This window comes from Mycobacterium sp., assembly GCF_039583805.1.
Classification (GTDB): domain Bacteria; phylum Actinomycetota; class Actinomycetes; order Mycobacteriales; family Mycobacteriaceae; genus Mycobacterium.
The window spans coordinates 30844-54592 of record NZ_JAVKSH010000002.1 but is presented as its reverse complement, the minus strand read 5'-3'; the positions used below and the strand labels follow the sequence as shown (position 1 = coordinate 54592).

Sequence of the window (23749 nt, the reverse complement as noted above, 5' to 3'; positions counted from 1 at the left end):
TGCGCACACGCCGTCACCGGCGCGCGACGCCGGGGCGGGGCCCCGGTCGGCAACCGGGTGGAGTCGGCCAGCAGGCGGAGTTGGGCAGAAGAAAGGGACGACGAGCGTGGCCGAGCTGTTCTTGCGGATGACGGAGGCCATCGTTGCGCCGCTGGTCGCGGGGTCCGGTGCGGACGCGATGGGCGTCGAGCAGCGCACGGCCGGCGAACCGGCCGGCCGGGCCCGCGAACAGGGCGCCGCCGGGTGACGCTCCAGGGCAGCGCGTCTCCGTGACCTTGCCGGCGCTGATCGCCTGCGACGTGGACGGCACTCTGCTCGCTGACGACGACACCATCACCCCGCGCACCCGCCACATCGTGCGCGCCGCCGTCACCGCCGGAGCCCGGTTCATTCTGGCCACCGGGCGGCCGCCGCGGTGGGTGCGGCCGGTCGTCGATGCGCTGGGGTTCGCGCCGATGGCGGTATGCGCCAACGGCGCCGTCATCTACGACGCCGCCGCCGACCACGTGGTCGCGGCCCACACCCTGTCGGTCGACACGCTCGCGGAGCTGGCGGAGGCCGCGACCCGAGTCATCCCGGGCGCCGGCCTGGCGGTCGAGCGGATCGGGGCCAGCGCGCACGACACCGCGACGCCGCAGTTCGTCAGCTCACCGGGTTACGAGCACGCGTGGCTGAACCCCGACAACACCGAGGTGTCCATCGCCGACCTGCTCAGCGCGCCGGCCATCAAGCTGCTGATCCGCAAGTCCGGCGCCCGCAGCGGCGACATGGCCGCCGAGCTGGGCAAACACGTCCGCCGCGGGGGTGACATCACCTACTCCACCGACAACGGTCTGATCGAGGTCGTGCCGCGCGGCGTCAGCAAGGCTACCGGGATCGACGAGATCGCCGGTCCGCTGGGCATCGTCGCCGCCGACGTGGTCGCGTTCGGCGACATGCCCAACGACGTGCCGATGTTGCTGTATGCCGGTCACGGGGTGGCGATGGGCAACGCCCATCCCGACGTGGTGGCCGCGGCCGACGAAGTGACCACGACCAACACCGACGACGGGGTGGCCCGGGTGCTGGAACGCTGGTGGCTCTGAGCCGCTATCGCGGCGCGCGCACGGCGCCGGGTCAGCCGGTCGGGGTCGAGAAGCGCTCGAGCAGCTCGGGTGGATCTTCGGCGGACGGTGGCGGCAGTTCTTCGGCGACTCCGTCGAAGACCCGGACGACGTGGCCGCTTTCCAGGTCGAAGTTGAGGGTGCCGTGCGTGAAATTCTGCTTCACCCACAGGGGTTCCTGCATTTCGGCACTCGTCGGCAGGCCCAGGGCGCCGCGCTCGTATCCCAGGGCCGCCCAGGCCTGGTAGATCGCTCCGACGACCGGTTCGGCGCCGGTTTCCGGCGACCAGTACATGGCTCCGTTGGTGAAGTTTGCGTAGCGGGCCGTGCCGACGCCGGCGACCTCCGTCGACGTCGGGGCGCCCAGCGTGCTGTTCATGCCGCCCATCTGCTGCCAGCGGTCGTAGATCGCGCCACCTTGCAGCGCGGCCGCCATCTCGTCGGGTCCCGGCGGCTGGTCGAACCGGGCGGCGATGTCGCGGATCTCGTCCATCAGGCCGTAGCCGAGCTGCCCCGGGCAGTCGGTGTTGCCGACGTCGCGGTGGCTGAAGATGGTCGGCAGCGTGGGTGTGGCACCGGCCGGGAAATGCGTGTTGGCGCCGCCGGCCGAGGTCAGCGTCACCGTCGCGTGCGGATCGACCGCGTCCAGGCCCAGCCGCCAACCGAGCAGCCGGCCGACGGTGTTCAGCTGGATCGGCGTCGGCGGCACGTCGTCGAAATTGCCGATCATCGCGACCCCCCAGGTGTCGCGATTGAACCCCCCCGCGTGGTCGCCGTAGACCGGTCCGGTGAGGCCGCCGGCCCGTCCCTCGAACACCTGGCCGTACTTGTCGACCAGCGCGTTGTACCCGATGTCGCACCAGCCCAGCATTCGGGTGTGGTAGGCGTAGATCGACTGCACGATCGTCGCCGAGTCTTGCGGCTCGTAGTCGTTGGTTTCCGCGGTGTGATGCACCACGCCGGCGCGGAGCTGTTCGCGGTCCGGCCGACTGTGGCAGCGGACGGTGTCGTCGGCGCCCCACTGCGCCCGGCTGACGATGTTGGGCGGCTGGCCGGGGGCGATGATGGCGGTGGGCGGCGACCATTGGATGTCCGCCGGTGCCCGCGGCGGGGAGATCAGCACCGCGGAGATCTGCGGCAGCGCCCGTTCGACGGTCGCCGGGACGTACCCCAGGCTGGGCGCCGCCGGTGCTTCGGCGGGCGCAGACGTGGTGACCGGCGCGCCGGCTGGGCGGCTGATCGCGATCTGCACGGTCGTGGTGCTGCCGACGAACACCGGGTCGGTACCGCGGACACCGCCGTCGCGGCCGGCCGCATCCAGGGTCTCGGCGTCGCGCCAGGGGCCCCAGGAGCCGTCGGCGCGTTGCGCGCGGACCCTCGCGGAAGTGCCGGTGAGGTCGCCGCCGGTGACCGCGACCATGGAGAACGGCGTGGACTGGCTGACCTCACGAATGGTCGTTCCGCCGCCGAGACCGGTCAGGGGTTTTTCGGTGACCCGCGTCGCATCCGAGGCCGGTGGCCGGACGTGACGTGCCGGGGCCGAGGTGAGCGCGCACGGCAGGATCACGACGGTCGCCGTGATAGCGGTGAACAGCATCGTCGGCGCAGGGCGGCGGGTCGACACGAGCCGATGTTACTTGTGTGGCTATTGATACAGTTGTGCCGACACGCAGCGGCTGCCGACTAAACGCAGCTGCGACTGAACTGAGTCGCGCACGGCAACGGCACCGCAGAGATTCGGGCGGCGCCTGGCTTGGCCGCTCCCCACGTCTGCGGTGCCGTTTGGGTGACAAGTCCCGTTCGGCCGTCGCGGCCCCTGCAGGCCTCGCGTCAGGCGGCCGGAGCCGGCGGTATGTCCTCCGGTGCAGCCGCCGCCGCAGCCGCCGCCGGGTTCGCGTTCTGCACCGCCTGCGTGATCGACGGCATCAGAAGGCCTTTGAGCAGGTCGATGGCCTGACCGGCACCCAGTTGGTTGGCCGTGTTCAGCAGATCGTTGACAAGCCCGCCGCTGGCCGGCGTCGATGCCGCCGACCCGGCACCCAGCGACGGATCGCCGAGGATCGGGTAGGTCCCGCCAACGCCGGGGTCGAGGCCGATCGGTGCGCTGATCGGCACCTCGCCAGCGGCTGGCAGGCCGGCGTCCGGGTTGATCAGGGTTGGGTCGCCGCCGGCAGGGCTGGTCAAGCCCGGTGTCGTCGCCGACGGGCTGGTCAGTGCCGGGTTGGCCAGGCCCGGGTTGGCCAGGCCCGGTGAAGTCAGGCCCGGTGAAGTCAGGCCCGGTGAAGTCAGGCCCGGTGAAGTCAGGCCCGGTGAAGTCAGGCCCGGTGTGGTCAGGCCCGGTGAAGTCAGGCCGGGGCTGGACGCCGACGTCGAACCCGACAGGCTCGGCACGGGCGGCAGGTTGATGCCGAACTGCGACAACCCCTGAGACAGGGCGGCGATCAGTTCGCCGGGCAGGTCGGTGGCCAGCGTCGCGCTGACGAATTCGCGGTGTTCGACGGTGGGTGTGGTGTCGCTGGCCAAGTCGGTGGCCACCTGGCACGCGGCAACGTAAGCAAACGGACTCGCGACCGCCAGAGCGGCGATCGCGCTCATGGCTGTCGAGAGCCTGCGTCGACGTCGGTTCGGCACGGAAGTCTCCTCTATCTGGGGTGTATGTTCTCGAAGTCATGCCGGTGTAGCGCGACATGGTGCCTGACGGCGTGAAATCAGATCACGTAGTCGATGGTACGGGTGTGACTGATGTGACTAGAGTGACGATATCGAATCGTGAGTCAATCGCGACTTTCGTCACCCCGCGGTTGCTCGTCCGCCATCCGGGCCGCTGGTGCGGAGCGGGCCGGCCAGATCTCGGCCAGCAACCACCCCGCGCAACGACGCGGCAAAACGGGCTGCGGGCCCGCGGTCGGATACCCTAGGCAACCGATGACCGCTCGTTATGACCTCTTCGTCGTCGGCTCCGGGTTCTTCGGCCTGACGGTCGCCGAGCGCGTCGCCACCCAGCTCGGCAAGCGCGTTTTGGTCGTCGAGAAGCGCCCCCACATCGGCGGCAATGCCTACTCCGAGGCCGAACCGAAGACCGGGATCGAGGTGCACAAATATGGTGCGCACCTGTTCCACACCTCCAACGAACGGGTGTGGGACTACGTGCGGACGTTCACCGAGTTCACCGGCTACCAGCACCGCGTGTACGCCCTGCACCAGGGCCAGGCCTATCAGTTCCCGATGGGGCTGGGGTTGGTGTCGCAGTTCTTCGGCCGCTACTTCAGCCCCGACGAGGCGCGGGCGCTGATCGCCGAGCAGGCCGCCGAGATCGACACCGCCGATGCGCAGAACCTGGAGGAGAAGTCCATCTCGCTGATCGGGCGCCCGCTCTACGAGGCGTTTGTCAAGGGCTACACCGCAAAGCAGTGGCAGACCGACCCCAAGGAACTGCCGACGAGCATCATCACCCGGCTGCCGGTGCGCTACACCTTCGACAACCGCTACTTCACCGACACCTACGAGGGCCTGCCGGTCGACGGCTACACCGCCTGGTTGCAGAACATGGCCGCCGACGAGCGCATCGAGGTGCGCACTGACACCGACTGGTTCGACGTCCGGGACGGCCTGCGCAGGGAGTCTGCGTCGGCTCCTGTCGTCTACACCGGTCCGCTGGACCGCTACTTCGACTACTGCGACGGCCGGTTAGGCTGGCGCACACTCGATTTCGAAGTCGACGTGCTGCCGGTCGGGGATTTTCAAGGCACCCCGGTGATGAACTACAACGACCTCGACGTGCCCTACACCCGCATCCACGAGTTCCGCCACTTCCACCCCGAGCGCGACTACCCGACCGACAAGACGGTGATCATGCGGGAGTACTCCCGGTTCGCCTGCGACGACGACGAGCCCTACTACCCGATCAACACCGAGACCGATCGTGCGCTGTTGGCCGGCTACCGGGCCCGGGCAAAAGCCGAAACCGCCTCGGCGAACGTGTTGTTCGGCGGGCGGCTGGGCACCTACCAGTACCTGGACATGCACATGGCGATCGCCAGCGCGCTGAACATGTACGACAACGTCCTCGCACCGCACCTGCGCGACGGGCTGCCGTTAGACGAAGGCGCCCGCCCGTGAGCGACATCGCCGTGAGCCTGCTGGCGCGGGTCATCCTGCCGCGTCCGGGCGAGCCGCTCGACGTGCGCAAGCTCTACCTGGACGAGTCGGCGACCAACGCTCGGCGCGCCCACCCGGCGACCCGGACGTCCCTGCAGATCGGCGCCGAATCCGAGGTGTCGTTCGCGACGTATTTCAACGCCTTTCCGGCCAGCTACTGGCGGCGCTGGACGACGTGTAGGTCGGTGGTGCTGCGCGCGGAACTGAGCGGCGCCGGACGTGTGGACGTCTACCGGACCAAGGCCACGGCGGCGCGGATCTTCGTCGAAGGCCGCGACTTCGCCGGCGACCGCGACCACCCTGCGGTGGTCGAGGTCGAGGTCGGGCTGGGGCCGTTCGAGGACGGCGGCTGGATCTGGTTCGACGTCACCACCGACAGCGACGTCACGCTGCAGCGCGCCGGATGGTATGCCACCGTGGCGGCACCCGGCGTCGCCAACATCGCGGTCGGAATCCCGACCTTCAACCGTCCCGGCGACTGCGTCAACGCGCTCACCGAGCTCACCTCAGACCCGTTGGTGGACAACGTGATCGGCGCTGTCATCGTGCCCGACCAGGGCACCGCGAAGCTTCGCGACCACCCCGGTTTCCCTGCTGCCGCAGCCGCACTGGGCGATCGGCTCGCCATCCATGACCAGCCCAACCTGGGTGGCTCCGGCGGCTACAGCAGGGTGATGTACGAGGCGCTGAAAAACACCGACTGCCAACAGATTCTGTTCATGGACGACGACATCCGCATCGAGCCGGACACGATTCTGCGGGTGCTGGCCATTCACCGTTTCGCCAAGACCCCGATGCTGGTGGGCGGTCAGATGCTGAATCTGCAGGAGCCGTCGCACCTGCACATCATGGGTGAGGTGGTGGACCGCTCGGTTTTCATGTGGACCGCCGCGCCGCACGCCGAATACGACCACGATTTCGCGAAATTCCCGCTCGCCGACGACAACGAGCGCAGCGTCGTGCTGCACCGGCGCATCGACGTCGACTTCAACGGCTGGTGGACGTGCATGATCGGCCGGCAGGTGGCCGAGGAACTGGGCCAGCCGCTGCCGCTGTTCATCAAGTGGGACGACGCCGACTACGGGCTGCGGGCCGCCGAACACGGCTACCCGACCGTCACCCTGCCCGGAGCCGCGGTCTGGCACATGGCCTGGAGCGACAAGGACGACGCCATCGACTGGCAGGCCTACTTCCACCTGCGCAACCGGCTGGTGGTGGCCGCCATGCACTGGAACGGCGACATCCTCGGACTGCTGCGCAGCCATCTCAAGGCGACCTTGAAACACCTTGCCTGCCTTGAGTATTCGACGGTAGCAATCCAGAACAGGGCCATCGACGACTTCCTCGCCGGCCCCGAGCACATCTTCTCCATACTCGAGACGGCGCTGCCCGATGTGCGTCGCATCCGCGCGGACTATCCCGACGCGGTCGTGGTGCCGGCAGCCAGCGAGCTGCCGGCACCGTCGCGCAAGCACCGGGCGATGGCACCACCGGTCAACCCGCTGTCCATCGGCTACCGGCTGGCCCGCGGGATCCTGCACCAAGTCACGCGGGCCGACACCGCGCATCACCGGCGCCCGCAGCGCAACGTGCCCACCCAGGACGCGCGGTGGTTCCTGCTGTGCATGCTCGACGGCGCCACCGTAACCACGGCCGACGGCTGCGGCGTGGTCTACCGGCAACGCGACCGGGCCAAGATGTTGTCGTTGCTGCGGCAGTCGCTGCGCCGCCAGTGTCAGGTGGCCGTCCGGTTCGCGCACCTGCGCCGGGTCTATCGCGAGGCTTTGCCGGTGTTGTCCAGCACGCAGAAATGGGAGACGGTGCTGTCCCCCGCAAGCGGGTGCTACCCGCAGCCCACACACGCCGATGGCTGAGTCGCCGCCGCCGCGTGGCGAAGTCGCCGCCTTGGTGGCGATCCAGTCGGCGCTGGCCGCACGCCCGGGGATGCTGGCCGCGGCGCGCGCGCTGTCGTACTTCGGCGAGCACAGCATCGGCTGGTTGGCGGTGTCGGCGCTGGGCGCGATTCTGCAGCCGCAGCGCGCGAGGGCCTGGCTGACCGCCGGAGCCGGGGCGTTCGCCGCGCACGCCGCCGCCGTCCTGATCAAACGCCTGGCGCGCCGGCCGCGTCCGCACCACCCGGCGGTCGTGGTGCACGTCGGCACACCGAGCCGGCTGAGCTTCCCGTCGGCGCACGCCACGTCGACCACGGCGGCGGCCGTCCTGCTGACCCGCGTGACCGGAACCCGGCTGCCTGTCATGCTGGTGCCGCCGATGGCGTTGTCGCGGATGCTGCTCGGCGTGCACTATCCCAGCGACGTGGCCGCGGGCCTGGCCGTCGGCGCGGCGGTGGCGGCTCTGGCCGGGCGGCTCGACAACCGCCGTGACGCACGATTCAGCCGTGACGCACGATTCAGCAGCGACACGCGATTCAGCCGTGACACGCGATTCAAAGGTGTGCCGAATGAGTGAGGACGTGGTGCCGGTGACCGGACCTCCGGCAAACCTGGTCGTCGGTCTGGTCAAGGCCATGCGCCCGCGGCAATGGGTGAAGAACGTGCTGGTGCTGGCCGCGCCACTGGCCGCGTTGGGCACCGACGTGCACTACGACTACGTCGACGTGCTGGGCAAGGTGGGCGTCGCGTTCGTGGTGTTCTGCCTGGCGGCGTCGTCGGTATACCTGATCAACGACGTCCGTGACGTCGAGGCCGACCGCGAGCACCCCACCAAGCGGTTCCGGCCGATCGCCTCAGGCGTGGTGCCCGAGTGGCTGGCCTACAGCCTGTCGGCGGTGCTCGGGGCGGCCTCGCTGCTCATCGCCTGGTGGCTGACCCCGAGCCTCGCGGTGGTGATGGCGGTCTACCTCGGCATGCAACTGGCGTACTGCTACGGGCTCAAACACCAAGCGGTGATCGACATCTGCATCGTCTCGTCGGGGTTTTTACTCCGGGCGATCGCCGGCGGTGTAGCCGCGGGTATCTATCTGTCGCAGTGGTTTTTGTTGATGATGGCGTTCGGGTCGCTGTTCATGGTGGCCGGCAAGCGCTACGCCGAGCTGCAGCTGGCCGAGCGCACCGGCGCCAAGATCCGCAAGTCGCTGGAAAGCTACACCAGCACCTATCTGCGGTTCGTCTGGACGATGTCGGCCACCGCGCTGGTGGTGTGCTACGGGCTGTGGGCCTTCGAGCGCGACCAGGGCAGGGCGGGCTGGTTCGCGGTGTCGATGGTGCCGTTCACCCTCGCGATCCTGCGCTACGCGGTGGACGTCGACGGCGGGCTGGCCGGCGAACCCGAGGACATCGCGCTGCGGGACCGGGTGCTGCAGCTGCTGTTCGTGGCCTTGATCGGAACCGTCGGTGTTGCGGCTCTCCTCGGCTGACGTGACGGCGCCGAAAACCCGCCAAACCCAGGCCGGCCCGCCGGGCCTGGTGGCGTTCCGCTACCACGCCACGGTCCGGATCAGCCTGTGGATCAGCGTCGTCGTCGTCGCTGCGCTGTTCGGGTGGGGCGCCTGGCAGCGACGCTGGACCGCCGACGACGGCCTGATCGTGCTGCGCACCGTGCGTAACCTGCTGGCCGGCAACGGGCCGGTGTTCAACCAGGGCGAGCGGGTGGAGGCCAACACCTCGGCGATGTGGACCTACCTGATGTATGCGGGCAGTTGGCTGGCCGGGCCCATGCGCATGGAGTACGTCGCGCTGGCCTTCGCGCTGGTGCTGAGCGTGCTGGGCGTCGCGCTGGTCATGCTGGGCGCCGCCCGGCTGTACGCGCCCGGTCTGGTGGCGCGGCGCGCGGTGCTGCTGCCGGCCGGTGCGCTGGTGTACATCGCGCTGCCGACGGCACGCGACTTCGCCACCTCCGGCCTGGAGAACGGCCTGGTGCTGGCCTACCTGGGGCTGCTCTGGTGGATGATGGTGTGCTGGTCGCAGGCGCCCACAACCCGGCCGTCGGGTCGGGTGTTCACCGGGGTGCTGGCCTTCGTGGCCGGCTGCAGCGTGCTGGTGCGCCCGGACTTGGCGCTGGTCGGAGGACCGGCGCTGATCATCATGCTGGTCGCCGCGACGGGCTGGCGACGGCGGGTGCTGATCGTGGTGGCCGGCGGGCTGCTCCCGGTGGCCTATCAGGTGTTCCGGATGGGCTACTACGCGCTGCTGGTCCCCGGGACCGCGCTGGCCAAGGACGCGGCCGGCGACAAGTGGTCGCAGGGCCTGATCTACCTGGCGAACTTCAACCGACCCTACGCGCTGTGGATCCCCGCGCTGCTGCTGCCGGCGCTGGGTCTGACGCTGTCGATAGCACCCGGCCGCCGGCACCCGACGCGCTCCCGGCCGCCGACCGGAGCCCGCCGGCTTGCTCGCCTGGCGCAAAGCCCCGCGGCCGTCGTGGTCGTCATCGTCGTGGGCGGATTGCTGCAGGGGTTGTACTGGATCCGCCAAGGCGGTGATTTCATGCACGGCCGGGTTCTGCTGGCGCCGCTGTTCTGCATGCTGGCACCGGTGGCGGTGGCGCCGGTGGTCTTTCCCGACGGCACCAGATTCGCGCGGGAGGCCGGATACTGGCTGTCGGCGGCGGTCAGCGTGCTCTGGCTGGCCGTCGCGGGCTGGTCGCTGTGGGCGGCCACCTCGCCCGGCATGGGTGACGACGCCACCCGCGTCACCTACTCGGGGATTGTCGACGAGCGGCGGTTCTACGCGCAGGCCACCGGGCACGCGCATCCGCTGACGGCCGCCGACTACCTCGACTATCCGCGGATGCGGGCGATCCTGGTGGCGCTCAACAACACCCCGGAGGGCGCCCTGCTGCTGCCGTCGGGCAACTACAACCAGTGGGACCTCGTCCCGGCGCTCAAGTCCCCGCCGGCGCCCGCCGGTGGGCGCGACGCCCGCGCACCCCACGCCGGCACACCCCCCGTCGGCACACCCCTTAGGGGCCCGCACGCGGTGTTCTTCACCAACCTCGGCATGGTGGGCATGAATGTCGGCCTGGATGTGCGGGTGCTCGACCAGATCGGCCTGGCCAATCCGTTGGCTGCGCACACCGCGCGCGTGCAGCACAGCCGGATCGGACACGACAAGAACCTCTTCCCGGACTGGGTGATCGCCGACGGGCCGTGGGTCACGTGGTATCCCGGTGTCCCGGGCTACCTCGACGCGCGGTGGGTGGCACAGGCCGAGGCGGCGCTGCGCTGCCCGGCGACCCAGGCGGTGCTCAATTCCGTTCGCGGGCCGATGACTGTGCACCGGTTCGTCTCCAACGTGCTGCATGCCTACCAGTTCACCCGGTACCGCATCGACCGGGTCCCGCGCTACGAGCTCCTGCGCTGCGGCCTGGAGATGCCGGAGGGGGGCGGACCGCCCTACACCGGCATGCCGGCTACCGGGCCGTGACGAAAATTTTTTGTCACCCCGCTCACCGTCGGCAAGTCCGCGTTCGGACACCTCGTCAGCAATCGATCAGATCTGCTTTCAGCAGCACATAGACCTGAATGAGCACACTGACGCCGCGGGCGTTCGGTGGGGTGTGGCAGGCGCTGATCGGGTCGCCCGCGGTGCGGATCGACGGCCCGCGAGGCGCGCCGTCGCCCGCGGATGTGGTTGACTACGCGGGCGTGGCTGTGCACTGTGGCCGGCCCGACGACGAATCAGCCCGGGGTGGGATCTCCTGCTCGTGAGGGCGCGTCGGGTGACGCGAAGCATGAAGTCCGACCCAAATGAAGGTGGGCCCGACAAAGGATGAGGAAAACAAGAATGAAGCTTGTCGACAGGTTGCGCGGTGCCGCGAAGGTGATGCCGCGCCGACTCGTGTTAGGGGCCGTCGGTGCGGCCCTGGTGCCAGGGATGATCGGCGTTGCCGGCGAGACCGCGACCGCCGGGGCGTTCTCCCGGCCCGGTCTGCCTGTCGAGTACCTGCAGGTGCCCTCCGCGGCGATGGGCCGCGACATCAAGATTCAGTTCCAGAGCGGCGGCAACAACTCGCCGGCGGTCTACCTGCTCGACGGCCTGCGCGCGCAGGACGACTACAACGGCTGGGACATCAACACCCAGGCGTTCGAGTGGTACTACCAGTCGGGTCTCTCGGTGATCATGCCGGTCGGCGGGCAGTCCAGCTTCTACACCGACTGGTACAGCCCGGCCTGCGGGAAAGCCGGCTGCCAGACCTACAAGTGGGAGACCTTCCTGACCAGCGAGCTGCCGCAGTACCTGCAGGCGAACTACCAGGTCAAGCCGACCGGCAGCGCCGCCGTCGGCCTGTCGATGGCGGGGTCGTCGGCGCTGACGCTGGCGACCTACCACCCTGACCAGTTCGTGTACGCCGGCACGATGTCGGGCCTGCTCGACCCCTCCCAGGGGATGGGGCCGTCGCTGATCGGCCTGGCGATGGGCGACGCCGGCGGCTACAAGGCGCAGGACATGTGGGGCCCCAAGGAGGACCCGGCGTGGCAGCGCAACGACCCGATGCTCAACATCGGGACGCTGGTGGCCAACAACACCCGCATCTGGGACTACTGCGGCAACGGCAAGCCGTCGGAACTGGGCGGCGACAACCTGCCGGCGAAGTTCCTGGAGGGCTTCGTGCGGACCAGCAACATCAAGTTCCAGGACGCCTACACCGCTGCTGGTGGGCACAACGCCGTCTTCAACTTCCCGGACAGCGGCACCCACAGCTGGGAGTACTGGGGTGCGCAGCTGCAGGCGATGAAGCCCGACCTGCAGCGCGTCCTGGGCGCGTCGGCCGACACCGGCAGCAGCAGCGCCGCGGCCAGCCCGGCCGGCCAGAGCACCGCGGCCAGCGGGGGCACCGTGACAGGTGCGCAGGGCAACGGCGGCGCCTAGGCAGGCGCAACGCAGAACCTACAGCCGACGGCGGCGACCTCGACAGGTCGCCGCCGTCGGTCATTCCGCCCATCCCGGCGCGCCTTCTGTGATTCACTACCTTGCGGGACGGGGGTGCGGTGCTCGCGAAGCGATACACGAGTCGATACACGAGTCGACACACAAGAGAGGTTGAGCATGAGGGGCCTGTCGATGCTGCTGCGAATCATGTGGACGGCCGTCCTGACACTGGGCCTGGGAGCCGTCGGCGCCACCGCGCACGCCGCGAGCTACGAGACGCTGATGGTCCCGTCCGGGGCCATGGGCCGCGACATCCCGGTCGCGTTCCTGGGTGGTGGACCGCACGCGGTCTACCTGCTGGACGCGTTCAACGGCGGGCCCGACGTCAGCAACTGGGTGACCGCGGGCAACGCCATGAACACCCTGGCCGGCAAGGGCATCTCGGTGGCCGCTCCCGCGGGCGGCGCGTTCAGCATGTACACCGACTGGGAGCGGGACGGCAGCAAGCAGTGGGACACCTTCCTGTCCAGCGAGCTGCCGGATTGGCTGGCCGCCAACAAGGGGCTGGCGCCGGGCGGGCACGCCGTGGTCGGGGCGTCGCAGGGCGGATACGCCGCGATGGCGCTGGCCTGCTTCCACCCCGACCGGTTCGGTTACGCGGGCTCGCTGTCGGGGTTCCTCTACCCCTCGAACACCATCACGAACGGTGCGATCACGGCCGGCATGGCGCAGTACGGCGGCGTGGACAGCTACGGGATGTGGGGTGCGCCGCAGCTGGGCCGGTGGAAGTTCCACGACCCCTATGTCCACGCGTCGCTGCTGGCGCAGAACAACAGCCGGATCTGGGTTTACAGCCCGGGATTCGGGGCGCCCGGCGATGATGCCGCCATGATCGGCCAAGCCGACCAGGCCATGGGCAACAGCCGGTTCTTCTACCAGCAGTACCGCAGCGTCGGGGGACACAACGGGCATTTCGATTTCCCGGCCGGCGGGGACAACGGCTGGGGGTCGTGGGCGTCGCAGCTGGGCGCGATGTCCGGTGACGTCGTCGGCGCGATCCGGTAGCCCGCCGGCCCGGATCGGCTGGCCCCGCTCGGGGGCCGGCGCCGCTGCCGGGAACCGGTACCGTGAAGGCGTGCGGCAGACGTAGCGGCCCGGCCGCCGGTTTCTGCGGACGACCCTTCCCGGCCGACCCTTCCCGACCGACCCTTCCCGACCGACCCTTCCCGATCGACTCTGTGAGCAGGAGACATGGCTGCCAACAAGGCTGGTAAGTCCCGGCGCAAGCGCCACCGCGTCCTCGCGTTGGCCGCCGCCGGGGTGGTCGCGCTGGTCGTGGCGTTGGTCATCTGGGCGGCGGTTGTCATCCTGCGCAGGCCTGAACTGCCGCCCACCGCGGTGCCGCCCGGCGTCGTACCGCCGACCAGCGCTCCGGCGCGGCCGACGAAACCCCGCCCGGCCTTCCAGGACGCCAGCTGCCCCGACGTGCAACTGATCGCCGTGCCGGGAACGTGGGAGTCGTCGCTCACCGACAACCCGTTGCACCCGGCGGAGTTCCCGAACGCGCTGCTGCGCGACATCACCCAACCGATCTCCGAGCAGTTCGACTCCAGCCGGGTCGAGGTGTACACGGTCCCCTACACCGCGCAGTTCCACAATCCGCTGAGCGCCGACCAGCAGATGTCCTACAACGACAGCCGGGCCGAGGGAACCCGCGCGACGCTCAAGGCGATGACCGACATGAACGACAGGTGCCCGCTGACCAGTTACGTACTGATCGGCTTCTCCCAGGGCGCGGTGATCGCGGGGGATATCGCCAGCGACATCGGCAACGGGCGCGGACCGGTCGACGCGGATCTGGTTCTGGGCGTGACACTGATCGCCGACGGCCGCCGCCAGGACGGGGTGGGCAAGGACATCGGCCCCAACCCGCCCGGGGAGGGCGCGGAGATCACCCTGCACGAGGTGCCTGTGCTGTCCGGGCTCGGGCTCGCGATGACCGGTGCGCGCGCGGGCGGGTTCGGGGCGCTCGACGACCGGACCAACGAGATCTGCGCTCCCGGTGACCTGATCTGCGCCGCACCCCGGGATGCGTTCAACATCGCGAACCTGCCCAAGACGCTGGACGCCCTGGCCGGGGGCGCCGGCCAGCCGGTGCACGCCATGTATGCGACCACCCAGTTCTGGAGCCTGGACGGGGAGTCGGCAACCCAGTGGACCCTGAACTGGGCGCGGAATGTCATCGCCGACGCACCACATCCCCGACACCGCTGAGCGGCGCGACACGCGGCGCTTTCGGATTTGGTCCGGAGCGGCTGACCCCTTAACATTAAGAGATCGTTAAGATGCATTGCGGTTGGTATTTCGCGTCGACGTGCTGCCCATTTGCGCATGGGCCTCGGTACCATCTGGGGGTTTGCGGCATCCCGCGGGGCGCGTCGGGTCGGCTGCGACGGCCCGGCGAGCCGCACAGACGTAGCCGACCACAGACGTAGCCGACCACAGACGTAGCGGGCCGAGATGTGTTGTGACAGGAGAATGGTATGTACCACAACCCGTTCATCGTGAACGGCAAGATCACGTTCCCCGACAACGCCAACCTGGTCAAGACCGTCGAACGCTGGGCGGCGGTGCGCGGCGACAAGCTCGCGTACCGGTTTGTGGACTTCTCCACCGAACGTGACGGCGTGGTACGAGACATCTCCTGGTCGGAGTTCGGCACCCGCAACCGGGCGTTGGGGGCCCGGCTGCAGCAGGTCACCCAGCCGGGGGACCGGATTGCGATTCTGTGCCCGCAGAACCTGGCCTACCTGGTGGCGTTGTTCGGCACCCTGTACGCCGGCCGGATCGCGGTGCCGCTGTTCGACCCAGCAGAGCCGGGTCACGTCGGCCGCCTGCATGCGGTGCTCGACGACTGCGCCCCGTCGACGATCCTGACCACCGCCGATTCCGCCGAGGGCGTCCGCAAGTTCATCCGCAACCGGCCGGCCGGGGAACGGCCGCGCGTCATCGCCGTCGACGCGGTGCCGGCGGAGGTCGGTGCCACCTGGGAGATGGTGCCCGTCGACGCGGACTCCATCGCGTACCTGCAGTACACCTCGGGCTCCACCCGCGCCCCGGCGGGGGTGCAGATCAGCCATCTGAACCTGCCCACCAATGTGGTTCAGGTGATCCACGCGCTGGAGGGCCAAGAGGGCGACCGCGGCGTCACCTGGCTGCCGTTCTTCCACGACATGGGCCTGATCACCATCATGTTGTCGTCGGTGATCGGCTACCAGTGCACCTTCATGACGCCGGCCGCCTTCGTGCGCCGGCCCGGCCGCTGGATCCGCGAACTCGCCCGCAAGGAAGGTGAGACCGGCGGAACCATCTCCGCCGCACCGAATTTCGCGTTCGAGCACGCCGCGGCCCGCGGCCTGCCCAAAGACGGTGAGCCGCCGCTGGACCTGAGCAATGTGAAGGCGCTGCTCAACGGCAGCGAGCCGGTGTCGGCGGCGTCGCTGCGCAAGTTCAACCAGGCGTTCGCGCCGTACGGTTTTCGGGAGGAGGCGATCAAACCGTCCTACGGCCTGGCCGAGGCGACCCTGTTCGTCTCCACCACGCCGATGGACGCCAAACCCAAGATCATCCACGTCGACCGGGACGAGCTGAACAATCACCGGTTCGTGGAGGTGCCCGGCGATTCGCCGAACGCCGTCGCGCAGGCCTCCGCCGGGCTGATCGGCGTCGACGAGTGGGCGGTGATCGTCGACGCGGAGTCGGCCACCGAGGTTCCCGACGGCCAGATCGGCGAGGTCTGGCTGCACGGCAACAACATGGGCACCGGCTACTGGAACAAAGAGGACGAGTCCACCGAGACCTTCAAGAACATCCTCAAGTCCCGCACCAACCCGTCGCATGCCGACGGCGCCCCCGACGACGGGCTGTGGGTTCGCACCGGTGACTACGGCACCTACCACGACGGTCACCTCTACATCACCGGCCGGGTCAAGGATCTCGTCATCATCGACGGGCGCAACCACTACCCGCAGGATCTGGAGTACTCGGCCCAGGAATCGAACCGCGCGGTGCGGGTGGGCTACGTCGCCGCGTTCTCGGTACCGGCCAACCAGTTGCCGTCGGAAGTGTTCGACAACCCGCATGCGGGCCTGAAGTACGACCCGGAGGACACCTCCGAGCAGCTGGTGATCGTCGGCGAGCGCGCCGCCGGCACGCACAAGCTCGACCCGGGGCCGATCGCCGACGACATCCGGGCGGCCATCGCCGTCCGGCACGGGGTGACGGCCCGCGATGTGCTGCTGGTGCAGGCCGGGTCGATCCCGAGGACGTCGAGCGGCAAGATCGGTCGCCGCGCCTGCCGTGCCGCCTATCTCGACGGCAGCCTGCGCAGCGGCGCCGCGTCCCCGAATGTTTTCCCGGACGAGGCGGTCTGATCGGGATGACTGACACCGACATCGACTCCGGCGCAGCTGCGACGTCTGCGCGCACCGACATGACGGTCGCCGAGGTGCGGCAGTGGCTGCGCAACTGGGTCGCCCGGGCGACCGGCCAGGCGCCGGATGCCGTCGACGACGCGACGCCGATGGTGGAGCTGGGCCTGTCGTCGCGCGACGCGGTGGCGATGGCCGCCGACATCGAAGACCGCACCGGTGTCACGGTGTCGATCGCGGCCGCGTTCGAGCATCCGACCATCGAATCGTTGGCCACCTGGATCGTCGAAGGTGATCCATTGCACGAGGATGACGACGACGCCGACTGGTCTCGCCCCGGCCCGACCGAACGGGTCGACATCGCCGTGGTGGGGCTGGCCACCCGGTTCCCGGGCGACATGAACACCCCCGAGGAAACCTGGCGGGCGCTGCTGGAGGGTCGTGACGCGATCACCGACCTGCCCGAGGGCCGCTGGTCGGAGTTCACCGAGGAGCGGCGGATGGCCGAGCGGGTGGCCAAGGCCCGCACCCGCGGTGGCTACCTGAGCGACATCAAGGGTTTCGACGCCGAGTTCTTCGCGCTGTCGAAGACCGAAGCCGACAACATCGACCCGCAACAAAGGATGACGCTGGAGCTGACCTGGGAGGCGCTGGAGAACGCCCGGATCCCGGCGTCGAGCCTGCGCGGCGAAGCCGTCGGGGTTTTCGTCGGCACCTCGGTCAACGACTACGGCTTCCTGGTGATGTCCGACCCGACCGCCGCGCACCCCTATGCCATCACCGGTACGGCGAGCTCGATCGTCGCCAACCGGGTGTCGTACTTCTTCGACTTCCGTGGCCCGTCGGTGGCGGTGGACACCGCCTGCTCGAGTTCCCTGGTGGCGACGCATCAGGCGGTGGCGGCGCTGCGCAGCGGCGAGTGCGACGTCGCCGTCGCCGGCGGGGTCAACGCGCTGATCACCCCGGCGGTGACGCTGGGGTTCGACGAGATCGGCGCCGTGCTCGCACCGGACGGCCGAATCAAGTCGTTCTCCGCCGACGCTGACGGCTACACCCGCTCCGAGGGCGGCGGCATGCTGGTGCTCAAACGGGTCGACGACGCCCGCCGCGACGGCGACATGATCCTGGCGGTGATCGCCGGCAGCGCAGTCAACCACGACGGCCGCTCCAACGGGCTGATCGCGCCCAACCCGGACGCCCAGGCCGACGTGTTGCGCCGGGCGTACAAGGACGCCGGCATCAACCCACGCAGCGTCGACTACATCGAGGCGCACGGCACCGGAACCGCCCTCGGCGACCCCATCGAAGCGCAGGCTCTGGGCCGCGTGGTCGGCCGGGGCCGTCCCGCCGACAAGCCGGCTCTGCTGGGCGCGATCAAAACCAACATCGGGCACCTGGAATCGGCTGCCGGGGTGGCCAGCCTGGCCAAGATGGTGCTGGCGCTGCAGCACGGCACGCTGCCGCCGTCGATCAACTACGCCGGGCCCAGCCCCTACATCGACTTCGACGCCGCGCGCCTACGCGTCTTGGACACGGTGGCCGACTGGCCCCGCTACAGCGGGTACGCGATCGCCGGGGTGTCCAGCTTCGGCTTCGGCGGCGCCAACGCGCATGTGGTGCTGCGCGAGGTGCTGCCGCGCGATGTCGTGGAAAAGGCGGAAACGCAGACGCGCGAACCGGAGCCCCCTGGGGACACGACCGCTGGGGACACGACCGCTGGGGACACGACCGCTGCGGACACGCAGGCCGAGCACGCCGGCGGGGTGCGGTTCGACGAGTACGGCGAGTTCGTCCAAGGTGAGGGCATTGCCGCGGGCGCTGCCGCTGTGGAACCGGACCTGCCCGGCGTCACCGAGGAGGCGTTGCGGCTCAAGGCGATCGCAACCGAAGAGCTTGCGGCACAAGAGGTTCCGGCACCAATCGTGCCGCTGGCCGTGTCGGCGTTCCTGACGTCACGCAAGAAGGCCGCCGCCGCCGAGCTGGCCGACTGGATGGAGACCGAGGAAGGCCGGGCGTCGTCGCTGGAGTCGATCGGCCGGGCGCTGTCGCGGCGCAACCACGGCCGCTCCCGGGCGGTGGTGCTGGCCCGCGACCACGACGAGGCGATCAGCGGGCTGCGCGCGGTGGCCGCCGGCAAGCAGAGCCCCACCGTCTACAGCGCCGACGGGCCGGTGGCGTCCGGCCCGGTGTGGGTGCTCGCCGGCTTCGGAGCCCAGCACCGCAAGATGGGCAAGGACCTGTACCTGCGCAACGCGGTCTTCGCCGAGTGGATCGACAGGTGCGACGCGTTGATCCAGGACGAGCGCGGCTATTCGATCCTGGAAATGATTCTCGACGACTCGCAGGACTACGGCATCGAGACCACCCAGGTGGTGATCTTCGCCATCCAGGTCGCGCTGGGTGAGTTGTTGCGCCATCACGGTGCCCGGCCCGCCGCGGTCATCGGCCAGTCACTGGGCGAGGCGGCGGCGGCCTACTTCGCCGGCGGGCTGTCGCTGGCGGACGCCACCCGCACGATCTGCTCGCGGGCCCATTTGATGGGCGAGGGTGAGGCGATGCTGTTCGGCGAGTACATCCGGCTGATGGCGCTGGTGGAATACTCCGCCGACGAAATCCGCACGGTTTTCTCGGATTTCCCGGACCTGGAGGTGTGCGTCTACGCCGCACCGACCCAGACCGTGATCGGCGGCCCGCCCGAGCAGGTGGATGCGATCATCGCCCGCTGCGAAGAAGAGGGCCGCTTCGCCCGCAAGTTCGCGACCAAGGGCGCCAGCCACACCTCGCAGATGGACCCGCTGCTGGGTGAGCTCGCGGCCGAGCTCGCCGGCATTGCGCCGATGCCGCTGACCACCGGCTACTTCTCCACGGTGCACGAGGGCAGCTACATCCGGCCCGGCGGCGAGCCGATCCACGACGTCGCGTACTGGATGAAGGGCCTGCGACATTCGGTCCGCTTCACCCAGGGCATCAGCAACGCCGTCGAGGCCGGTTACATGACCTTTGTGGAGTTGGCGCCCAACCCGGTTGCGCTGGTGCAGGTGGGCTTGACCACAGCTGCGGCGGGATTGCCTGATGCACAGCTGATTCCGACGCTGGCCCGCAAACAGGACGACGTCGACTCGATGACCGCGGCGATGGCGCAGCTTTTCGTCTGCGGCCACGACCTGGACATCCGCACGCTGTTCACCCGCGCTGTCGGCCCGGAGGACTACGCGAACATTCCGCCGACCCGGTTCCACCGCAAGGAGTACTGGCTCGACGTGCACTTCTCCGGCGACGGTTCGGTGCTGGTGCCGGGCACTCACGTCGCGCTTCCGGACGGCCGGCACGTCTGGGAGTGGGCGCCGCGCGGCGGCAACCCCGAGCTGGCTGCTTTGGTGAAAGCCGCTGCGGAGCAGATACTTCCAGATGCACAGCTGACGGCCGCCGAGCAGCGGGCGGTGCCCGCCGACGACGCCCGGCTGGTGACGACGCTGACCCGCCACCCCGGCGGCGCGTCCGTGCAGGTGCACGCGCGCATCGGCGAATCCTTCACGCTGGTCTACGACGCCCTGGTCGCGCGGGCGGGTCAGGCCGGTGTCGCGGGACTGCCGGTTGCCGTCGGCGCGGCGACGGCAACCCCGACGACCACCGTGACCGCACCCGTCGAGCCCGAGCCAGAACCCGACGACGCCGACATCGTGCACGACAGCCTCACCCGGCGAACCGGGGTCACCTTCGAGAAGTGGTCGCCGGATTCCGGTGAAACCGTTGGCCAGCGGCTGGGCATGATCGTGTCGACGGCGATGGGCTACGCGCCCGAGGACCTGCCGTGGGAGGTTCCGCTGATGGAGCTGGGCCTGGACTCGATGATGGCGGTGCGGATCAAGAACCGCGTCGAGTACGACTTCGACATGCCGCCGATCCAGTTGCAGGCGGTCCGTGACGCCAACCTCTACAACGTCGAGCAGCTGATCGTCTACGCGATCGAGCACCGCGACGAGGTAGAGCAGCTGCACGACTACCAGCAGACGCAGAGCGCCGAGGAGATCGCCAAGGTAGCGGCCGAAGTACTCGGCGGCGAGTCGCCGCCGGCGGTCGACCAGCCCTTGCCGGAGCCGCCCGAGCCTGCGGCGTCGACCGAGCCGGAGGCGGCGTCGCCGGCGCCGGGGGCGGTGTCACCGGCGTCCGATGCGGCCGTTCCGCCGCCGCCGACCGACCCGGCCGGCCCGCCCGCCGCGGCCGACGAGCCGAACCTGACTGCCGCGGCACGGGCGCTCAACCAGCGGGCGGTCGCCGAGGCGCTCAATTCCGATGTGCCGCCGCGCGACGCCGCCGAGCGGGTCACATTCGCGACGTGGGCGATCGTCACCGGCAAGTCACCGGGCGGCATCTTCACACCGCTGCCGGGGCTCGACGACGACGCAGTCGCCAAGATGGCGCAACGGCTTTCCGAACGTGCCGCCGGACCGATCAGCGCCGACGACGTGAAGGCAGCCGCGAACATCGAGGAGCTGGCCGAGAAGGTCCGCGAGTACCTGGAGGCCGGGCAGGTCGACGGTTTCGTGCGGACACTGCGGGCCAGACCCGAAGGCGCGTCGCGGGTTCCGGTATTCGTGTTCCATCCGGCCGGCGGGTCGACGGTGGTCTACGAGCCGCTGCTGGACCGCCTGCCGCCGGACACCCCGATGTACGGCTTCGAGCGGGTCGAGGGCTCCATCGAAGAACGCGCCGCGATCTACCTGCCCAGGCTGGTGCAGATGCAGGGTGACGGGCCGTTCATCCTGGCCGGCTGGTCGCTCGGCGGCGCCCTGGCGTACGCGTGTGCGGTGGGGTTGAAGCGACTGGGTTGCGACGTGCCGTTCGTGGGCCTGATCGACACGGTGCGCCCCGCAGAGGAGATCCCGCAGACCAGCGAGGAGATCCGCAAACGCTGGGACCGCTACGCTCGCTTCGCCGAAAAGACGTTCAACGTCTCGATTCCCGCGATTCCCTATGAGGAGCTCGAAAAGCTCGACGACGAGGGCCAGGTCCGCTTCGTGCTGGAGGCGGTCAAGCAGAGCGGGGCGCAGATCCCGGCCGGCATCGTCGAGCATCAGCGGACGTCGTATCTGGACAACCGGGCCTTGGACACCGTGCAGATCCAGCCCTACGACGGGCATGTGACGCTCTACATGGCCGACCGTTACCACGACGACGCGATCATGTTCGAGCCGCGCTACGCCGTCCGTAAACCCGACGGCGGCTGGGGCGAGTTCGTCGCCGATCTGGAGGTCGTGCACATCGGCGGCGAGCACATCCAGGCCATCGACGAGCCGATCATCGCCAAGGTCGGCGCGCACATGACCCAGGTCCTGACCACGATCGATGCCAGGATCGATGCTGAGCAGAAGGCGCACACGTGACCTCGAAGACCACCGCCGAAAGCCTGGCCGAACTGCGCGAAAAACTGCAACTGGCAAGGGAACCCGGCGACGCGAAGGCGATAGCCCGACGCGACAGGAAGGGTCTCCCCAGCGCCCGCGCCCGCGTCCACGAGCTCGTCGACCCGGGCAGTTTCCTGGAGACCGGGGCATTGGCGCGCAACCCGGGCGACCCGGGCGCGCTCTACGGCGACGGCGTCGTCACCGGCCACGGCACCATCAACGGGCGGCCGGTCGGAGTGTTCTCCCACGACCAGACCGTGTTCGGCGGCAGCGTCGGAGAGATGTTCGGCCGCAAGGTCGCCCACCTGATGGAGTGGTGCGCGAAGGTGGCCTGCCCGATCGTCGGCATCAACGACTCCGGCGGCGCCCGGATCCAGGACGCGGTCACCTCGCTGGCCTGGTACGCGGAGTTGGGCCGCCGTCACGAACTGTTGAGCGGTATCGTTCCGCAGGTCTCCGTCATTCTCGGCAAATGCGCTGGGGGAGCGGTATATTCGCCGATCCAGACCGATACGGTGGTGGCGGTGCGCGACCAGGGCTACATGTTCGTCACCGGACCCGACGTCATCAAGGACGTCACCGGCGAGGATGTCAGCCTCGACGAGCTCGGGGGCGCCGACCACCAGGCCCGCTACGGCAACATCCACCAGGTCGTCGACTCCGAGGCGGAGGCTTTCCAGTACGTGCGCGACTTTTTGTCGTTCGTGCCGGCGAACTGCTTCGACGACCCGCCGGTCGTCAATCCCGGTCTGGAGCCGCAGATCACGCCGCACGACCTGGAACTCGACACGATCGTGCCGGATTCCGACAATATGGCCTACGACATGCACGAGATCTTGCTGCGCATCTTCGACGACGGCGATTTCCTCGACGTCGCGTCACAGGCCGGGCAGGCCATGATCACCGGGTTCGCCCGGATCGACGGGCACGCGGTCGGCGTGGTGGCCAACCAGCCGATGCACCTGTCGGGCGCGATCGACAACGAGGCCTCGGACAAGGCGGCGCGGTTCGTCCGGTTCTGCGATTCGTTTCACCTCCCGCTGGTGTTCGTCGTGGACACGCCCGGATTCCTGCCCGGAGTGGAGCAGGAGAAGAACGGGATCATCAAGCGCGGCGGGCGTTTCCTGTACGCGGTCGTCGAGGCCGAGGTGCCGAAGGTGACGCTCACCATCCGTAAGTCCTACGGCGGGGCGTACGCGGTGATGGGCTCCAAGCAGCTGTCCGCCGACCTGAACCTCGCCTGGCCCACCGCGCGCATCGCGGTGATCGGCGCCGAAGGTGCCGCGCAACTACTGATGAAACGCTTTCCGGACCCGAATGCGCCGGAGGCGCAGGCGATCAAGAAGAGCTTCATCGAGAACTACAACCTCAACATGGCGATTCCGTGGATCGCCGCCGAGCGGGGTTTCATCGACGCGGTCATCGAACCGCACGACACCCGGCTGCTACTGCGCAAGTCGATGCACCTGTTGCGCGACAAGCAAGTGTGGTGGCGCCTCGGCCGCAAGCACGGCCTGATCCCGGTGTAGCTATCACCAACCGACGTGGTCGGCGCCCGCTTTGCCGATCGCGGAAGGGCCCTTCGCGTCGGGGTGCCGCGGCGGGATGGGCGGTCTTGAATCCCCGGCGGCCCCTTGCTGCATCCAACCCGTGAAATAGCCTGAATCCGACTCGGCTCAATTCATTGCATATCGTGGGGCGGCCACGTCGCGTTGGTTGTCACTCAAGTGTCGCTGCGCCGGTCGGCACCGGAGGTGCCCGGCTCACTCGAAAATTGCGCAAACGCCCTGGTCGGCGCTCGCGTCGAGCAGAGCTATTCGTCG

General features: G+C 69.1%; 15 protein-coding genes. 13 read left to right on the top strand and 2 right to left on the bottom strand.

The window, feature by feature from the left end:
• Positions 1 to 106: 106 nt before the first annotated feature.
• Both ABDW21_RS00475 and ABDW21_RS00470 read left to right on the top strand, forming a co-directional pair.
• Positions 107 to 247: a hypothetical protein gene (locus ABDW21_RS00475; RefSeq protein WP_343600567.1), complete on the top strand. Its 141-nt coding sequence runs from the start codon at positions 107 to 109 to the stop codon at positions 245 to 247.
• Positions 248 to 269: 22 nt separating this feature from the next.
• The gene (locus tag ABDW21_RS00470) at positions 270 to 1085 is read left to right on the top strand and encodes an HAD family hydrolase (RefSeq protein ID WP_343709917.1); all 816 of its coding nucleotides are present in this window, start codon (positions 270 to 272) and stop codon (positions 1083 to 1085) included.
• A 31-nt stretch (positions 1086 to 1116) separates the two neighbouring features.
• Here the strand turns inward: ABDW21_RS00470 and ABDW21_RS00465 are convergent, their stop codons facing one another.
• The gene (locus ABDW21_RS00465) at positions 1117 to 2727 is read right to left on the bottom strand and encodes an N-acetylmuramoyl-L-alanine amidase (RefSeq protein ID WP_343600565.1); all 1611 of its coding nucleotides are present in this window, start codon (positions 2725 to 2727) and stop codon (positions 1117 to 1119) included.
• Between the two features lie 206 nt (positions 2728 to 2933).
• Entirely contained in the window at positions 2934 to 3734 is an 801-nt protein-coding gene (locus ABDW21_RS00460) for a hypothetical protein (protein WP_343709916.1), read from the bottom strand.
• A gap of 294 nt (positions 3735 to 4028) precedes the next feature.
• On the opposite strand from ABDW21_RS00460, the gene glf reads away from it, so the two are divergent.
• From glf to ABDW21_RS00405, 11 genes are all read left to right on the top strand, one after another.
• Positions 4029 to 5222 (top strand): UDP-galactopyranose mutase, encoded by a 1194-nt coding sequence (glf, locus tag ABDW21_RS00455; RefSeq protein ID WP_343709915.1) that lies wholly within the window; start codon positions 4029 to 4031, stop codon positions 5220 to 5222.
• Positions 5219 to 7135: a glycosyltransferase gene (locus ABDW21_RS00450; RefSeq protein WP_343709914.1), complete on the top strand. Its 1917-nt coding sequence runs from the start codon at positions 5219 to 5221 to the stop codon at positions 7133 to 7135. Before glf ends, ABDW21_RS00450 begins: the two co-directional genes overlap by 4 nt.
• Positions 7128 to 7730 (top strand): phosphatase PAP2 family protein, encoded by a 603-nt coding sequence (locus tag ABDW21_RS00445; RefSeq protein WP_343709913.1) that lies wholly within the window; start codon positions 7128 to 7130, stop codon positions 7728 to 7730. Before ABDW21_RS00450 ends, ABDW21_RS00445 begins: the two co-directional genes overlap by 8 nt.
• Complete coding sequence (locus ABDW21_RS00440; RefSeq protein WP_343600560.1) at positions 7723 to 8637, top strand: decaprenyl-phosphate phosphoribosyltransferase; 915 nt, start codon at positions 7723 to 7725, stop codon at positions 8635 to 8637. Before ABDW21_RS00445 ends, ABDW21_RS00440 begins: the two co-directional genes overlap by 8 nt.
• Before the next feature lie 49 nt (positions 8638 to 8686).
• Positions 8687 to 10645 carry a flagellar motor control protein ZomB gene (zomB, locus tag ABDW21_RS00435; RefSeq protein ID WP_343709922.1) on the top strand — a complete coding sequence of 653 codons (1959 nt, stop codon included), beginning with the start codon at positions 8687 to 8689 and terminating at the stop codon, positions 10643 to 10645.
• A 360-nt stretch (positions 10646 to 11005) separates the two neighbouring features.
• Positions 11006 to 12091: a diacylglycerol acyltransferase/mycolyltransferase Ag85A gene (ag85A, locus tag ABDW21_RS00430; protein ID WP_343600558.1), complete on the top strand. Its 1086-nt coding sequence runs from the start codon at positions 11006 to 11008 to the stop codon at positions 12089 to 12091.
• Positions 12092 to 12268: 177 nt separating this feature from the next.
• Positions 12269 to 13156 carry an alpha/beta hydrolase family protein gene (locus ABDW21_RS00425; RefSeq protein ID WP_343600557.1) on the top strand — a complete coding sequence of 296 codons (888 nt, stop codon included), beginning with the start codon at positions 12269 to 12271 and terminating at the stop codon, positions 13154 to 13156.
• 186 nt (positions 13157 to 13342) lie between these two features.
• Positions 13343 to 14365, top strand: coding sequence for a cutinase family protein (locus ABDW21_RS00420; protein WP_343709912.1), 1023 nt, complete (start codon positions 13343 to 13345; stop codon positions 14363 to 14365).
• 269 nt (positions 14366 to 14634) lie between these two features.
• Positions 14635 to 16524 carry a long-chain-fatty-acid--AMP ligase FadD32 gene (gene fadD32 / locus ABDW21_RS00415; RefSeq protein WP_343709911.1) on the top strand — a complete coding sequence of 630 codons (1890 nt, stop codon included), beginning with the start codon at positions 14635 to 14637 and terminating at the stop codon, positions 16522 to 16524.
• A 5-nt stretch (positions 16525 to 16529) separates the two neighbouring features.
• The gene (gene pks13 / locus ABDW21_RS00410) at positions 16530 to 21905 is read left to right on the top strand and encodes a polyketide synthase Pks13 (protein WP_343709910.1); all 5376 of its coding nucleotides are present in this window, start codon (positions 16530 to 16532) and stop codon (positions 21903 to 21905) included.
• Entirely contained in the window at positions 21902 to 23455 is a 1554-nt protein-coding gene (locus ABDW21_RS00405) for an acyl-CoA carboxylase subunit beta (protein ID WP_343600553.1), read from the top strand. The genes pks13 and ABDW21_RS00405 overlap by 4 nt, the downstream gene beginning before the upstream one ends.
• Positions 23456 to 23749 lie beyond the last annotated feature (294 nt).